The organism is Variovorax sp. GW821-FHT10D07, assembly GCF_059415325.1.
Map to the genome: position 1 here is coordinate 185,435 of NZ_JBWKMZ010000009.1, position 14,462 is coordinate 199,896.

Sequence of the window (14,462 nt, forward strand, 5' to 3'; positions counted from 1 at the left end):
AACGCCATGAAACACATCCGTTCCATTCTCAGCCTGGCCTGCCTCGCCGCGCTGGCCGCAACTGCCGGCGCCCAGCAGGGTTTCCGTTCCGGCGGCGGCATCACCGACATCATGCGCGCCGGTCCGCGCCTGGCACCGCCGGCCGCCCGGCCCGCCGCGCCGGCCGCACCGGTGCAGCGCTCGGCCGAGTTCATCGTCGCGCTGGTCAATTCCGAGCCGATCACCAACACCGAGGTGCTGACCCGCGTGCAGCGGCTGATCCAGGAGAACCCCGACGCCGAGCGCGTGCCGCGCCCGGAACTCGGGCGCATGGTGCTCGAGCGGCTGATCTCCGAGCGCGCGCAATTGCAGCTCGCGAAGGAAACCGGCATCAAGGTCGACGAGATCGCCATCGACCAGGCCGAACAGACCGTCGCGCGCCAGAACCAGCTGACCCTGCCCGAGCTGCGCCAGCGCGTGGCCGCCGAAGGCATCAGCCTGCAGGCCTTCCGCAACGACCTGCGCGACCAGCTCCTGCTCACGCGCCTGCGCGGCCGCGAGGTCGATTCGAAGGTCAAGGTCAGCGACGCCGAAGCCGACCAGTTCCTGCAGGACCAGCGCAACAGCGGCGGCAAGGGCGATCCGTCCATGCTGAACCTCAACCTCGCGCAACTGCTGGTGGCCGTGCCCGAGAACGCCACCGACGCGCAGGTGGCGCAGGCGCAGCAGAAGGCCCAGGGCCTGGCGCAGCGCGCGCGCGCCGGCGAGGACTTCTCCAAGCTGGTGCAGAGCAATTCCGACGCCCCCGATCGCGCCAATGGCGGCGCGCTCGGCATGCGCACCGCCGACCGTTATCCGCCGCTGTTCGTCGAGGCCGTCCAGTCCACGGCCGTGGGCGGCATCGTCGGGCCGGTGCGCTCGTCCGCCGGCTTCCACGTCGTCAAGGTGATCGCCAAGGAACAGGTCGGCTCGGCCGACGCGGTGGTCACGCAGACCCATGCGCGCCACATCCTGCTGCAGAACGATCCCAAGCGCACCACCGAGCAGGCGGTGGCGCAGTTGGCCGAATTCAAGCGGCGCATCGAGGCCAGTGGCGGCAGCGTCGACTTCGCCAGCCTGGCGCGCGACAACTCGCAGGACGGCAGCGCCAAGGACGGCGGCGACCTCGGCTGGGCTCGCCCGGGCATGTACGTGCCGGAGTTCGAGGAAGCCATGAACCGCCTCGCGCCGGGGCAGATCAGCGATCCCGTGGTGTCGCGCTTCGGCGTCCACCTGATCCAGGTGCTCGAGCGCCGCAACGTCAAGCCGAGCCAGGACGAGCAGCGCGAAGCCGCCCGTGCCGTGCTGCGCGACCAGCGCACCGAGGAAGCCTTCAACACCTGGGCGCAGGAAGTGCGTGCGCGCGCCTACGTCGAGTTCCGCGAGCCCCCGCAGTCCTGATCGACACACGATGGCGCACATTCCCAGGAAGCGCTTCGGCCAGCACTTCCTGTCCGACGGCGGCATCATCGACGCGATCGTGCGCGAGATCGCGCCGCAGCCCGGCGACCCCATGGTCGAGATCGGCCCCGGCCTCGCGGCGCTCACGCAGCCGCTGGTCGAGCGGCTCGGCCGGCTCACCGTGATCGAGCTCGACCGCGACCTCGCCAAGCGGCTGCGCAGCCATCCGCAGCTCGAGGTGGTCGAGTCCGACGTGCTCAAGGTCGACTTCGCGGCGCTGGCGGCGAAGGTGCCGACCACCGCGCTGCGCGTGGTCGGCAACCTGCCCTACAACATCTCCACGCCGATCCTCTTTCACCTGCTGGGCTATGCCCACCTCGTGGCCGACCAGCACTTCATGCTGCAAAAGGAAGTGATCGACCGCATGGTGGCGCGGCCCGCCACCTCGGACTACAGCCGCCTGAGCGTGATGCTGCAGTGGCGCTACGAGATGGAGAACGTGCTGTTCGTGCCGCCCGAGAGCTTCGATCCGCCGCCGCGCGTCGACAGCGCCGTGGTGCGCATGGTGCCGCTGGCCACGCCGCCGGCGGTCGATGCGAAGCGGCTCGAGGAGATCGTGCAGGTCGCGTTCAGCCAGCGCCGCAAGCTGCTGCGTCACACGCTGGGCAAATGGCTCGACGAGCACGGCTTCGCCGGCGAATTCGACACGCAGCGGCGCGCCGAGGAAGTGCCGGTCGACCAGTACGTGGCGCTGGCGCAGACGCCGGGGCTCGGCTGAAGCGGCCGAGCCATTGCGCGGGCCGCGAGAGAAACGAAAAAACCCGTCGATGACGGGTTTTTTCTTGCGGTGCCGAAACGCGCCCGGCGAGCGCTTCTTTGATTACGCCGCGGCGAGCCAGTAACCCGCGTTGAACGGGCTGCTCATGCGCAAGGCGAGCGGCGAGACGTCGACCAGTTTGTCGGTCGGCATTTTTTCGCCGGTGGGTTCGTCGGTCGCGGTGGCCGTCACCGCGGGGGGGACGGTCGCCGGGTCGATCTGGATGCCATCGAGGGTTGCCGCGCTGGTCGGCTGGGCCTCGTTCGCCCGTTCTGCTTGGCTGGTTTGTGCAGAACGGGCTACAGAAAAGAATAGAAGCACCGGAAGGGCACCTTGCGGTCGCCCCAGTAATCCGACGCGTCGCGGAAGATGTCGAGCAGTTGCTCGCGCGCTTCCTTGTCGAACTTGCCGTTGGCCGGGATCTGTTCGAGAACGATCACGAAACCGGGCTGCGGGCCCGATTTATGCAACGGATCGGTCATGCAGTCGTACAGCGCGTCGAAGTTCTTGCCGAAGTGCGCCGGAAAGGTGAACTGCTGGGCGATCAGGTCGAGCACGTCCTGCTTGGTCTGTGCGTTGCCGAGGTTGGCATACAGGAAGTGCTGGCCCGCCGCGTTGGCGGCGTCCTGCAGGTCGCTCACGCGGAACGCGCGAATCGATTGCACGATGTTCGGGCGTACGGCACGAAGGGATAAAGTCATCTCCGCTGGTCTTTCCATAGTCATCATCATTTCTTCGGGGCGCTTCGGTGCGCCGCTCAAGTCGTTGTCGTCGCTCATGGCGTGATCCGTCTGAAACTCGCGTAGTGGTCCGCCGTGTACCAGCAGGCCTCGGGTGCCGTTCGCTTCTCGCCGCCGCACACGATGCGCCGGGCACCGCGATCGCGCGATCCGGGCGTGCTCACCGTGTACTCGCGATAGTGGCCGCGCCGGGCCGAGGGCAGGAGCCGCTCGCGATTGCCGAACACCGAGCCGTCCTTGTCGTACCGGAAGGGACCGCCGTTCAGGATGGCTTCGTAGGTACGCTGGCCTTGCACCGGCAGCTCGGCCAGCGCAATCGTTTCCTGGGCGGTGGAATTCCCGGCGCCGAACCATCCGCGGGCCTCGGCCCCCGTCGTCGCCAGCGCTGCCAGCATGAAGCCGGTGAGCGCAAACTTAGCGACAGAGGACGTGATCGAGGCGCAAGACGCCATCGCCATAAAGAGGCACCACAAGAAAAGAGCGGGGGGTTCGGATCAGCGATCAACCTTGGGGTTAACCCGCAAATCCAAGCCCGCGAGTGTGCACCACGCTGGCGAAAATAGCAAGCGACTGCCCAAAGTTTGAGCAGCATCGAGGGCTTGACAGGGACGCCATAAGTTGGCGTCCACTCTCGAAGAAATGCTTGCTAAAGCTTAACGTTCTGCGTTGGCGTCGGCCACCGTGAGCGCCGACATGTTCACGATGCGCCGCACGGTGGCGCTCGCCGTGAGAATGTGCACAGGTTTGGCCGCTCCGAGCAGCACCGGGCCGATCGCGATGTTGCCGCCGGCCGCCGTCTTGAGCAGGTTGTAGGAAATGTTGGCCGCGTCGATGTTCGGGAAAACCAGCAGGTTGGCGTCGCCGGCCAGCGCGCTGTGCGGCATGACCACCGCGCGCTGCTTGCTGTCGAGCGCCACGTCGCCGTGCATTTCGCCATCGACCTCGAGCCAGGGCGCCTGCACGCGCAGCAGGTCGAGCGTCTTGCGCATCTTCAGCGCGCTCGGCTCGTTGCTGGTGCCGAAGTTCGAGTGCGACAGCAAGGCGGCCTTGGGCTTGAGGCCGAAGCGCATCATCTCCTCGGCCGCCATGGTCGTGATCTCGGCCAGTTCCTCGGGCGTCGGGTCGTAGTTGACGTGGGTGTCGACCAGGAACACCTGGCGGTCGGGCAGCAGCAGGCCGTTCATGCAGGCATACACCGGCACGTCCTGCGGGGTGCTGGCGCAGCCGCCGGGCCGCTTGCCGATCACCTGGTCGATGTAGTGCAGGTGGATCAGCGTGGTGCCCCAGGTGCCGCAGATCATGCCGTCGACCTCGCCCTTGTGCAGCAGCATCGCGCCGATCAGCGTGAGGCGGCGGCGCATCTCGATCTTGGCGACCTGCACCGTGATGCCCTTGCGCTCGGTCATGCGGTGGTAGGTCTGCCAGAAGTCGCGGTAGCGGTGGTCCTGCTCGACGTTGACCACGTCGTAGTCGAGCTCTTCCTTCAGGCGCAGGCCGAACTTCTCGATGCGCTGGGCGATGATGGCCGGGCGGCCGATCAGCGTCGGGCGCGCGATGCCCTCGTCGACCACGATCTGCGCGGCGCGCAGCACGCGTTCTTCCTCGCCCTCGCAGTAGGCCACGCGCTTCTTCGGCGCGCGCTTGGCGGCGTCGAAGATCGGCTTCATGGTGGTGCCCGAGGCGTAGACGAAGCTCTGCAGCTTGTCGCGGTAGGCGTCCATGTCCTTGATCGGACGCAGCGCCACGCCGCTTTCCTCGGCCGCCTTGGCCACGGCCGGCGCGATCTTCATCATCAGGCGCGGGTCGAAGGGCTTCGGGATCAGGTATTCGGGGCCGAACGACAGCTTCTCGCCGACGTAGGCGGCCGCCACGCGCTCGCTCTGCTCGGCCTGCGCCAGCTCGGCGATGGCGTGCACCGCGGCGATCTCCATCTCGTCGGTGATCGTGGTCGCGCCCGAGTCGAGCGCGCCGCGGAAGATGTACGGGAAGCACAGGACGTTGTTGACCTGGTTCGGGTAGTCGGTGCGGCCGGTGGCCATGATGATGTCGTCGCGCACCGTGCGCGCGTCTTCGGGCGTGATTTCCGGATTCGGGTTGGCCAGCGCGAAGATCACCGGGCGCGTCGCCATCTTGGCGACCATCGCGGGCTTGAGCACGCCGCCGGCCGACAGGCCGAGGAACACGTCGGCGCCCTCGATCACCTCGGCCAGCGTGCGCGCCGTGGTGTTCTGCATGTACTGGCGCTTGTCGTCGTCCATCAGCTCGGTGCGGCCTTCGTAGACCACGCCGGCCAGGTCGGTCACAAACACGTTCTCGCGCTTCAGGCCGACCTTGAGCAGCAGGTTCAGGCAGGCCAGCGCCGCGGCGCCCGCGCCCGAGGTCACGAGCTTCACGTCGGCGATGTCCTTGCCGGCCACCTTCAGGCCGTTGAGCATGGCCGCCGCCACGGTGATCGCCGTGCCGTGCTGGTCGTCGTGGAAGACCGGGATCTTCATGCGCTTGCGCAGCTCGCGCTCGACGTAGAAGCAGTCGGGCGCCTTGATGTCCTCGAGATTGATCGCGCCGAAGGTGGGCTCGAGCGCGGCGATCACCTCGACCAGCTTCGCAGGGTCCTTCTCGTCGATCTCGATGTCGAACACGTCGACGCCGGCGAACTTCTTGAACAGGACGCCCTTGCCTTCCATCACCGGCTTGGAAGCCAGCGGGCCGATGTCGCCGAGCCCCAGCACCGCGGTGCCGTTGGTGATGACCGCCACGAGGTTGCCGCGCGCGGTGTACTTGAAGGCGTTGGCCGGGTCCTTGACGATTTCCTCGCAGGGCGCGGCCACGCCGGGCGAGTAGGCCAGCGACAGGTCGCGCTGGTTGACCATCTGCTTGGTCGCGGCGATCGAGATCTTTCCGGGGACCGGGAACTCGTGGTACTCGAGGGCGGCACGTCGAAGTTCGGCGCGTTTGTCTTCGGGCGAGGGAGTCGAGGATGACGAAGGGGTCGTGTCAGACATGTGCCGTTGCTCCTGAGGCGCTTCTTCTGGGGGCGCCGATTGTAGACCTCGGACGATGACGGACTATGACGCCTGGCCAGGGTGCAGCCATGACCAAAATGACCAAAAGCACGGGTCCGCGGTCAAGTCGCTGTGGCAATATGCCAAGTCCGCACAAAAACCCTCTAGAGGAGCGCAGCCATGGCCCTGATGGATTTCATCAAGAAACAGTTCATCGACATCATCCAGTGGACCGAGTCCGGCGATGGCACGCTGGCCTGGCGCTTCCCGATGGCGGAAATGGAAATCCAGAACGGCGCCTCGCTGACGGTGCGCGAGTCGCAGGTCGCGGTGTTCGTCAACGAAGGCCAGGTGGCCGACGTGTTCGGCCCCGGCATGTACAAGCTCAGCACGCAGACGCTGCCGGTGCTGACCTACCTGAAGAACTGGGACAAGCTCTTCGAGTCCCCGTTCAAGAGCGACGTCTACTTCTTCAGCACGCGCCAGCAGGTCGACCAGAAGTGGGGCACGCCGCAGCCCATCACCATCCGCGACAAGGACTTCGGCGCCGTGCGCCTGCGCGCCTTCGGCAACTACTCGTTCCGCATCGGCGACGCCAAGCTGTTCCACACCGAGATCTCGGGCACGCGCGACATCTACACCGTGGCCGACCTCGACGGCCAACTGCGCGGCCTGGTGCTGCAGAACATCAGCAACGCCATCGCCTCCAGCGGCGTGCCCTTCCTCGACCTCGCGGCCAATCAGATCCAGTTCGCGCAGGCGCTGGCGGCCCAGCTGGTGCCCGAGTTCGCCAAGATCGGCATCAAGCTCGAGAACATCACGGTCCAGAACGTCTCGCTGCCCGAGGAACTGCAGAAGATCCTCGACCAGAAGATCGGCATGGGCATGGTCGGCAACGACATGGGCAAGTTCATGCAGTACCAGACGGCGCAGGCGATTCCCAAGTTCGCCGAGGGTGCCGCCAACGGCGGCGGCATCGCGGGCGACGCGATGGGCCTGGGCGCCGGCGTGGCGCTCGGCCAGGTGCTGGCGCAGAACCTCGCGCAGGGCCTGAGCCCGAACGCGGCGGCACAGGCGGCCGCGACCCAGCAGCAGCCGGCGGTGGCGGTGGTGAACCCCAACGACGTGATGACCACGCTCGAGAAGCTCGGCGAACTCAAGACCAAGGGCATCCTGACCCAGGAAGAGTTCGACGCCAAGAAGGTCGAACTGCTCAAGAAGCTGGTCTGATCCGGCGCTATGTTCTGTATAGCGCCTGACGCCCGCTCGACGGGCGTGAGAGGCATGATCGGCTGGAAGAATGCTGCGGGCCTCGCGCCCGCGCGTGCGCGCCATGGCTGAGGAAGCCGGCGGCACCCAGCGCTACTACCGCGCGCCCTGCCCCGGCTGCGGCGCGCCGGTCGAGTTCCGATCGGCCCAGTCGACCCATGCGGTCTGCCCCTACTGCCAGAGCACCGTCGTGCGCCAGGGCGACACGCTCGCGCGCACCGGCAAGATGGCCGAGCTGTTCGACGACTTCAGCCCGCTGCAGCTGTTCGCCGCGGGCCGGATCCAGGACAAGCCCTTCACCATCGTCGGCCGGCTCCAGTACAAGTACGCCGGCGGCCGCTGGACCGAGTGGATCGCGGCCCTCGACGGCGACCGCACCGGCGTGCTCAGCGAGGACAACGGCGCCTACGTCTTCTCGCTGCCGTTCGAACTGCAGCGCACGGCACCGGCCGCGGCCGACCTGCGCGTGGGCGCCACCAGCGCCTTCAACGGCCAGAGCTACACCGTCGCCTCGAACGAGGAAGTGACGCTGGTCTCGGCGCAGGGCGAACTGCCGCACCTGCCCGAGCTCGGCCGGCCGTTCCAGGTGGTCGAGCTGCGCAACGACAAGGGCCTGGTGCTGAGCCTGGACTACGGCTCTCAGCCGCCCACGGCCTCGCTGGGTCGTTCTGTCGATCTCGAATCGCTGCAGCTCACGGGCCTGCGCGAGGATTCGGCCAAGGACGAGAAGGGCCGCAGCTTCAACTGCCCCAACTGCGGCTCGCCGGTCACGCTCAACCTGGCCGACAGCAAGAGCGTCACCTGCCGCTCGTGCAACAGCATCATCGACCTCACGCAGGGCATCGGCGGCGAGCTCAAGCATGCGGCGCAGAACGAGCCCGTGCGCCCGCTGATCGCGCTGGGCAGCATGGGCCAGTTGCAGGGCGCCCAGTGGCAGGTGGTGGGTTTCCAGCACCGCATGGGCAGCGAGCCCGGCGACGACGAGCAGTTCGGCTGGGACGAATACCTGCTCTACAACAAGAAGCGCGGCTTCAGCTTCCTGGTCGACGCCGAGGACGGCTGGAGCATGGTGCGCCCCACCACCGGCGCGCCGGTGATGGCCGAGAACGGCAGTACCGCCACCTACCTCGGCAAGCGCTACCAGCAGCAGTACGCCTACAACGCCGAGACCACCTACGTGGCCGGCGAGTTCTACTGGCAGGTCGAGCGCGGGCAGAAGACCTTCAACCGCGACTTCGCGGTCGGCGGCGCCCTGCTGTCGATGGAGCGCTCGGCCAACGAGCTCACCTGGTCCTCGGGCAGCAAGATCGACAGCGGCGCGGTCGCCACGGCCTTCAAACTCGATGCCAAGAAGGACCTGTTCGAGCGCTCCGACGCGTCGCCGGTCAGCGCGGCCTCGGGGCTGGGTTGCGGCACGATCGTGGTGATCGCGATCGTGATCATCGTGCTGCTCATCATCCTGAGCACCTGCAGCAGCAGCGGCGGCGGTTCGGGCGGCGGCTACCGCAGTTCGGGCGGCTCCTACGGCGGCTCCTCGAGCGGCGGCGGCCACAAATGACGAAGATCGCGCTGCCGCTGCCGATTCATCGACTGATAGATACAGATACGACTGGAGGTCCCCATGGGATTTGAATGGCTGAAACCTGGCGTGGTCCTCGGATCGCTCGTGTACGCGCTGATCGGCGTGGTGATCTTCTGGCTCTGCTTCCTGATCATCGACAAGATCACGCCCTATGACCTCTGGGGCGAGATCGTCGAGAAGCAGAACGTGGCACTGGGCCTGGTCGTCGCCGCGATGAGCCTGGGCATCAGCATCATCGTCGCCGCCGCCATCCATTGAGCGAGGAGCAGGCCCTGTCCGCGCGCCCGGCCGATGCGCGCGGGCCGCAGCCCGTCGAGATCGCGCTGCTCGCCAGCGTCTTCGTGGTGGCCGCCTGCGGCCTCGTCTACGAACTCAGCGCGGCGGCGCTCAGCTCCTACCTGCTGGGCGACTCGGTGCTGCAGTTCAGCACCATCATCGGCACCTACCTGTTCGCGATGGGCGTGGGCTCGTGGCTGTCGCGCTATTTCGATCGCCAGCTGCCGGCCCATTTCCTGCGCATCGAGCTGATGGTGGCGCTGATCGGCGGCGCGCTGCCGGCCGTGCTGTTCCTGGCCAATGCCTACGCACCGGGCGCGTTCCGGCTGCTGCTGTACGGGCTGGTGATCGTGGTGGGCACGCTGGTCGGGCTCGAGATCCCGCTGGTGATGCGCATCCTGCGGCGCAACGTCGCGCTCAAGAACCTGGTGTCGCAGGTGCTGACCTTCGACTACCTCGGCGCGCTCGCGGTGTCGGTGGCCTTCCCGCTGATCCTGGTGCCGCAGCTCGGCATGATCCGCACCGGCCTGCTGTTCGGCTTCATGAACGCGGCAGTGGCGGTGTGGGCGCTCTGGCTGTTCCGCCACGAGCTGCGGCGCGTCGGCGCGCATGCGCTGGCCTGCTTCCTGTCGCTCGCGGCGCTGCTGGGCGGCTTCATCGGCGCCGACCACATCACCACGCTGGCCGAGGACAAGTTCTACCAGGACCGCATCGTCTTCAGCGCCACCTCGCCCTACCAGCGCATCGTGGTCACGCGCGGGCTGCTCGGGCACCGGCTGTTCCTCAACGGCAACCTGCAGTTCGCCGAGCGCGACGAGTACCGTTATCACGAGGCGCTGGTGCACCCCGTGATGGCCGCGCATGGCGCGCCCAAGAAGGTCGCGGTGCTCGGCGGCGGCGACGGCATGGCGGTGCGCGAAGTGCTCAAGTACCCCTCGGTGGAGTCGGTCACGCTGGTCGAGCTCGATCCGAACATGACGAAGCTGTTCACCGAGCACGAGACGCTGGCCGCGCTCAACGGCCATTCGCTGTCGTCGCCGAAGCTCAAGATCGTCAACACCGATGCCTTCCAGTGGCTGCAGCAGCGCAGTGACGACGACCTGTTCGACGTGATCGTGGTCGACTTTCCCGATCCCACCAACTTCGCGATCGGCAAGCTCTACACCAACAGCTTCTACGCGCTGCTCGACAAGCGCCTCGCGGCCAGCGGCTACGCCGTGATCCAGACCACTTCGCCGCTGGTGGCGCGCAAGAGCTTCTGGACCGTGGCGCAGACGGTGGAGTCGGTGGGCCTGACCGCGACGCCCTATCACGTGCACGTGCCGAGCTTCGGCGAATGGGGCTTCATCATCGCGAGCCACCGCCCCTACCGGAAGCCAGACGCGCTGCCCGCGGGCCTGCGCTTCCTGTCCGCGCCCACGCTGCCGCTGATGTTCGACTTCCCGCTCGACATGGCGCGCGTGCCGACCGAGGTCAACCGGCTCTCCAACCAGGTCCTAGTCACCACCTATGAGCAAGAGTGGGGCAAGGTCATGGCACATTAAATGGTCCTCCCCCAGGCTGCGCGGCACTGCGTGCCGCTTCGCCCACCCCCTCACCGGGGGCGACACCAGTGGCCCGGCAAAGCCGGTTCCACGGTGTCTCCCGAACAGGCCGCGCTACGCGGGCCCTTGGCAGACCGCAGGTCGGGTGCAGTTCGTCGGCTCGGCGAGGTGATGGCGACATGGGCATGAGGCGGCGCGGCTTCCTCGGCACGGTCGGCGCCGCCGGTGCGCTCGCGCTCGCCGGCTGCGATGCGCCGCCGCCCATCGAAGGCGGCTTCACCGGCATCGACATGGCGCGCGGCCACGCGATGCGCGACGGCACGCTGAAGTCGCGCGCGCCCGCGAGCACCCGCAAGACCCGCGTGCTGATCGCCGGCGGCGGCGTCGCCGGGCTCGCGGCGGCGCGCGCGCTGCGCCTCGCGGGCATCGACGACTTCGCGCTGCTCGAGCTCGAGGACAGCGCGGGCGGCAATGCGCGCGGTGGCACGGTCAACGGCATCGCCTGCCCGCTCGGCGCGCACTACCTGCCGGTGCCCGGCGACGATGCGCGCGAGGTGCAGGACCTGCTCGAGGAACTGGGCCTGCGCCGGCGGGTGGCCGGCCGCTGGGAATACGACGAGCGCACGCTGTGCCACAGCCCGCAGGAGCGGCTGTTCTTCCACGGCGAGTGGCAGGACGGCCTGCTGCCGGTGCATGGCGTGGGCGCCGACACGCAGGCGCAGTACCGCCGCTTCGCGCAGCGCATCGACCAGCTCCAGCATGCGGCCCACTTCGCCATTCCCACGCTCAAGGTCGCGGTCACGCCGGAGCTGCTGGCGCTCGATGCGCAGGCCTTTTCGGCCTGGCTCGACCGCGAGGGCTTCAGCGACGAGCACCTGCGCTGGTACCTCGACTACTGCTGCCGCGACGACTACGGCGCGGGCATCGAGCAGGTCTCGGCCTGGGCCGGCATCCACTACTTCGCGAGCCGGCACGGCTTCCACGCACCCGGCGATCCGTCGGGCAGCGCCAACGACACCAATCCCGAGCGCGACGGCGTGCTGACCTGGCCCGAGGGCAACGGCTGGCTCACGAAGCAGCTGGCCGTGCCGCTGGGCGAACGGCTGCGCACCGGCCAGGTGGTCGTGCGCATCGCCGAGCTGCGCGGCGGTGTCGAGGTCGATGCCTGGGATGCCGCCTCGCAATCGCTGGTGCGCTGGCAGGCCGCGCATTGCATCGTCGCGCTGCCGGTGTTCGTCGCCGCGCGCGTGGTCGAGAACGCGCCCGCGGTGCTCGCGCATGCCGCCGCGCACGTACGCCATGCGCCGTGGCTGGTGGCCAACGTGCACCTGCGCGGCCCGCTGGTCGATCGCCCCGGTGCCGCGCCGAGCTGGGACAACGTGGTCTACGGCACGCGCGGCCTCGGCTATGTCGATGCGCGCCACCAGACGCTCGACCCCACGCCGCGCGGCACCGTGCTGAGCTGGTACCGCCCGCTGGGCCCTAGCCGCTACGACGCGGGCGACGGCCGCCGCCTGCTGCTCGAGCGGCCCTGGACCGGCTGGCGCGATGACCTGCTGGCCGAGCTCTCGGTGCCGCACCCCGACCTGCCCGCCCTGGCCACGCGCATCGAGATCACGCGCTACGGTCATGCCATGGCCATTCCGCGGCCCGGCCTGCTGGCGCAGATCGGTTCGCAGCGCACCGCGCCCGACGATGCCCACCGCGGCAGCGTGATCGCGGGACGGCTGTCGTTCGCGCATGCCGACTGGTCGGGCTATTCGATCTTCGAGGAAGCCTTCACGCGCGGGCATGTGGCGGGAGCGAGCCTGGCATGAAGACGCTGGTGCTCGGCGGCTACGGCAACTTCGGCGCGCGCATCAGCCGCGCGCTGGCCGCCGATGCGGCCATCGAGCTGCTGGTGGGCGGGCGCGATCTCGAACGGGCGACGGCCTTCGCGCAAACGCTGGCGGGCGGGGCGCGTGCCGTCCGTGTCGATGCGCAGTCGCCGGATTTCGCGCAGGGCTTGCGCGAGCTGGGCGTCGAGCTCGTCATCCACACCGCAGGCCCGTTCCAGAACCAGGACTACCGCGTGCCGCAGGCGGTGGCCGCCGCCGGCGCGCACTACATCGACCTGGCCGACGGTCGTCGCTTCGTCTGTGACTTTCCCGCGGCGCTCGACGGTGTCTTCCGCACCGCGGGCCGCACGGCCGTCACGGGCGCGAGCACCGTGCCGGCCCTCTCCTCCGCCGTGGTCGACCACCTCGCGGCCGGCTGGCAAGGCATCCGCAGCATCGACATCTGCATCGCCCCGGCCCAGGGCGCACCGCGCGGGGAGGCCACGCTCGCGGGCGTGCTCGCCTACTGCGGCGCGCCGATCCGCATCTGGCAGCAAGGCCGCTGGACCGAGCAGCCCGGCTGGGCCAATCCCTCGACCGTGCGCTTCGCGCGCATGCGCCCGCGCCGCGGCGCGCTGTGCGACATCCCCGATCTCGAGCTCTTCCCGGCGCGGCATGCCGGCGTGCAGTCGGTGATGTTCCGCGCCGCGCTCGAGGTGGGCTTCACGCAGCAGGCCTTCGCCTTCCTGGCGGCCCTGCGCCGCATCGGCCTGCTGCCCGCGCCGCAGAAGCTGGCGCCGCTGCTGCATGCCACGGGCGGCCTGTTCGATGCGTTCGGCAGCGCGCTCGGCGGCATGGTGGTGCGCGTCGAAGGCATCGACGCGCGAGGCGCCGCGGCGCAACGCGCCTGGCACATCGCGGCCGACGACAACCATGGGCCCGAGATTCCCTGCATGGCCGCCATCCTGCTGGCACGCCGGCTCGCGCGCGGCGATGCGCTGCCTGTGGGTGCGCAGGCCTGCATGGGGCTGCTCGCGCTGCGGGAGTTCGAACCCGAGTTCGCGCGCTGGGGCATGGTGACGGACGTGGTCGACGAGACGCCGCGAATGCCATGACCCGCCCGGCCGACGACGACCGCCTGCTGCGCCTGAGCCTCGTCGCGGTCTGGCTGGTGACGGCCGTCGTCAGCATCGTCGAACTCGACGGGCAGAGCCGTCGGGTGCTGGCCGAGGCCGGCATCGCCTCGCCGCCCTGGCTGGTGCAGCTGCTGATCGTCGGCGGCGCGGCGGCCGACCTGCTCGTCGGCCTCGCGCTGTGGTGGCGCCCGGGTCGCGCCAGCTACCTCGCGGCGCTCGGGCTGCTGCTGCTCATGACGGTTGTCGCCACCGGCCTGCAGCCGGCGCTGTGGCTGCATCCGCTGGGCCCGCTGCTCAAGAACCTGCCGATCGCCGCGCTGCTGTGGCACCTGTACCGACGCGCCACGCCATGAACACCTATCTGGTCCTCAAGTGGCTGCACATCGTCTCCAGCGTGCTGATGGTCGGCACCGGGCTGGGCTCGGCCTTCTACATGTTCTTCGCCAACCGCAGCGGCAGCGTCGCGGCGCAGGCGGTGGTGAGCCGGCTGGTGGTGCGCGCCGACTGGTGGTTCACCACGCCCACCGTGATCCTGCAGCCGGCCACCGGCTTCGCGCTCGCCCACATGGCGGGCTGGCCGTTGTCCACGCCGTGGCTCGCGCTGTCGCTGGGGCTGTTCGTGTTCGCGGGCGCGTGCTGGCTGCCCGTGGTGTGGCTGCAGATCCGCATGGCCGTGATCGCCGGGCAGGCGCAGCGCGACGGCCTGCCGTTGCCGCCGCTGTATGCACGCTACCAGCGCTGGTGGGAGTGGCTCGGCTACCCTGCCTTCGTGGCCATGGTCGTGGTCTTCTGGCTCATGGTGAACAAGCCCGCGCTCTCGCCCTGAGCCGGGCCGGGGCGCGGGCCTGTGCGGTTTTCAC

Annotated in this window: 14 protein-coding genes; 10 read left to right on the forward strand and 4 right to left on the reverse strand. The window is 68.7% G+C overall.

The annotated features are described in order from the left end of the window. Window positions 1–6 precede the first annotated feature (6 nt). Both AC07PU_RS25060 and rsmA read left to right on the forward strand, forming a co-directional pair. On the forward strand, window positions 7–1,419 hold the full coding sequence (locus AC07PU_RS25060) for a peptidylprolyl isomerase (protein WP_093343557.1): 1,413 nt from the start codon (window positions 7–9) through the stop codon (window positions 1,417–1,419). A gap of 10 nt (window positions 1,420–1,429) precedes the next feature. Beyond that, window positions 1,430–2,197 (forward strand): 16S rRNA (adenine(1518)-N(6)/adenine(1519)-N(6))-dimethyltransferase RsmA, encoded by a 768-nt coding sequence (gene rsmA / locus AC07PU_RS25065; RefSeq protein ID WP_431510853.1) that lies wholly within the window; start codon window positions 1,430–1,432, stop codon window positions 2,195–2,197. Window positions 2,198–2,299: 102 nt separating this feature from the next. Here the strand turns inward: rsmA and AC07PU_RS25070 are convergent, their stop codons facing one another. From AC07PU_RS25070 to AC07PU_RS25085, 4 genes are all read right to left on the reverse strand, one after another. Next, the gene (locus AC07PU_RS25070) at window positions 2,300–2,557 is read right to left on the reverse strand and encodes a hypothetical protein (protein ID WP_143129161.1); all 258 of its coding nucleotides are present in this window, start codon (window positions 2,555–2,557) and stop codon (window positions 2,300–2,302) included. Continuing rightward, on the reverse strand, window positions 2,536–2,961 hold the full coding sequence (locus AC07PU_RS25075) for a barstar family protein (protein WP_093344142.1): 426 nt from the start codon (window positions 2,959–2,961) through the stop codon (window positions 2,536–2,538). Before AC07PU_RS25075 ends, AC07PU_RS25070 begins: the two co-directional genes overlap by 22 nt. Window positions 2,962–3,011: 50 nt before the next feature. Continuing rightward, window positions 3,012–3,428: a guanyl-specific ribonuclease gene (locus AC07PU_RS25080; protein WP_093344141.1), complete on the reverse strand. Its 417-nt coding sequence runs from the start codon at window positions 3,426–3,428 to the stop codon at window positions 3,012–3,014. Between the two features lie 201 nt (window positions 3,429–3,629). Beyond that, window positions 3,630–5,978, reverse strand: a complete 2,349-nt coding sequence (locus AC07PU_RS25085) for an NADP-dependent malic enzyme (RefSeq protein ID WP_093343554.1) — start codon at window positions 5,976–5,978, stop codon at window positions 3,630–3,632. 180 nt (window positions 5,979–6,158) lie between these two features. Here AC07PU_RS25085 and AC07PU_RS25090 point away from each other — a divergent pair, with 180 nt between their 5' ends. From AC07PU_RS25090 to AC07PU_RS25125, 8 genes are all read left to right on the forward strand, one after another. Next, a complete protein-coding gene (locus AC07PU_RS25090) occupies window positions 6,159–7,208 on the forward strand; it encodes an SPFH domain-containing protein (RefSeq protein WP_495321339.1) in 1,050 nt (349 codons plus the stop codon). Window positions 7,209–7,311: 103 nt separating this feature from the next. Continuing rightward, on the forward strand, window positions 7,312–8,805 hold the full coding sequence (locus tag AC07PU_RS25095; RefSeq protein ID WP_495321340.1) for a DUF4178 domain-containing protein: 1,494 nt from the start codon (window positions 7,312–7,314) through the stop codon (window positions 8,803–8,805). Window positions 8,806–8,868: 63 nt separating this feature from the next. Further along, window positions 8,869–9,087 carry a DUF350 domain-containing protein gene (locus AC07PU_RS25100; RefSeq protein WP_019653703.1) on the forward strand — a complete coding sequence of 73 codons (219 nt, stop codon included), beginning with the start codon at window positions 8,869–8,871 and terminating at the stop codon, window positions 9,085–9,087. Then, window positions 9,084–10,649, forward strand: coding sequence for a polyamine aminopropyltransferase (locus AC07PU_RS25105; RefSeq protein ID WP_495321341.1), 1,566 nt, complete (start codon window positions 9,084–9,086; stop codon window positions 10,647–10,649). Before AC07PU_RS25100 ends, AC07PU_RS25105 begins: the two co-directional genes overlap by 4 nt. Before the next feature lie 185 nt (window positions 10,650–10,834). Then, the gene (locus AC07PU_RS25110) at window positions 10,835–12,466 is read left to right on the forward strand and encodes an FAD-dependent oxidoreductase (protein ID WP_495321448.1); all 1,632 of its coding nucleotides are present in this window, start codon (window positions 10,835–10,837) and stop codon (window positions 12,464–12,466) included. Further along, the gene (locus tag AC07PU_RS25115) at window positions 12,463–13,581 is read left to right on the forward strand and encodes a saccharopine dehydrogenase family protein (RefSeq protein ID WP_495321342.1); all 1,119 of its coding nucleotides are present in this window, start codon (window positions 12,463–12,465) and stop codon (window positions 13,579–13,581) included. The genes AC07PU_RS25110 and AC07PU_RS25115 overlap by 4 nt, the downstream gene beginning before the upstream one ends. Then, the gene (locus AC07PU_RS25120) at window positions 13,578–13,955 is read left to right on the forward strand and encodes a DoxX-like family protein (RefSeq protein ID WP_495321343.1); all 378 of its coding nucleotides are present in this window, start codon (window positions 13,578–13,580) and stop codon (window positions 13,953–13,955) included. Before AC07PU_RS25115 ends, AC07PU_RS25120 begins: the two co-directional genes overlap by 4 nt. After that, window positions 13,952–14,428, forward strand: coding sequence for a DUF2269 family protein (locus AC07PU_RS25125; RefSeq protein ID WP_495321344.1), 477 nt, complete (start codon window positions 13,952–13,954; stop codon window positions 14,426–14,428). The genes AC07PU_RS25120 and AC07PU_RS25125 overlap by 4 nt, the downstream gene beginning before the upstream one ends. Window positions 14,429–14,462: the final 34 nt, after the last annotated feature.

Coding starts and splice junctions, on each gene's coding strand:
- AC07PU_RS25095 (WP_495321340.1), top strand. CDS start 7,312: ATGGCTGAGGAAGCCGGCGGCACCCAGCGCTACTACCGCGCGCCCTGC.
- AC07PU_RS25090 (WP_495321339.1), top strand. CDS start 6,159: ATGGCCCTGATGGATTTCATCAAGAAACAGTTCATCGACATCATCCAG.
- AC07PU_RS25060 (WP_093343557.1), top strand. CDS start 7: ATGAAACACATCCGTTCCATTCTCAGCCTGGCCTGCCTCGCCGCGCTG.
- AC07PU_RS25080 (WP_093344141.1), bottom strand. CDS start 3,428: ATGGCGTCTTGCGCCTCGATCACGTCCTCTGTCGCTAAGTTTGCGCTC.
- AC07PU_RS25125 (WP_495321344.1), top strand. CDS start 13,952: ATGAACACCTATCTGGTCCTCAAGTGGCTGCACATCGTCTCCAGCGTG.
- AC07PU_RS25075 (WP_093344142.1), bottom strand. CDS start 2,961: ATGACTATGGAAAGACCAGCGGAGATGACTTTATCCCTTCGTGCCGTA.
- AC07PU_RS25110 (WP_495321448.1), top strand. CDS start 10,835: ATGAGGCGGCGCGGCTTCCTCGGCACGGTCGGCGCCGCCGGTGCGCTC.
- AC07PU_RS25120 (WP_495321343.1), top strand. CDS start 13,578: ATGACCCGCCCGGCCGACGACGACCGCCTGCTGCGCCTGAGCCTCGTC.
- rsmA (WP_431510853.1), top strand. CDS start 1,430: ATGGCGCACATTCCCAGGAAGCGCTTCGGCCAGCACTTCCTGTCCGAC.
- AC07PU_RS25085 (WP_093343554.1), bottom strand. CDS start 5,978: ATGTCTGACACGACCCCTTCGTCATCCTCGACTCCCTCGCCCGAAGAC.
- AC07PU_RS25115 (WP_495321342.1), top strand. CDS start 12,463: ATGAAGACGCTGGTGCTCGGCGGCTACGGCAACTTCGGCGCGCGCATC.
- AC07PU_RS25100 (WP_019653703.1), top strand. CDS start 8,869: ATGGGATTTGAATGGCTGAAACCTGGCGTGGTCCTCGGATCGCTCGTG.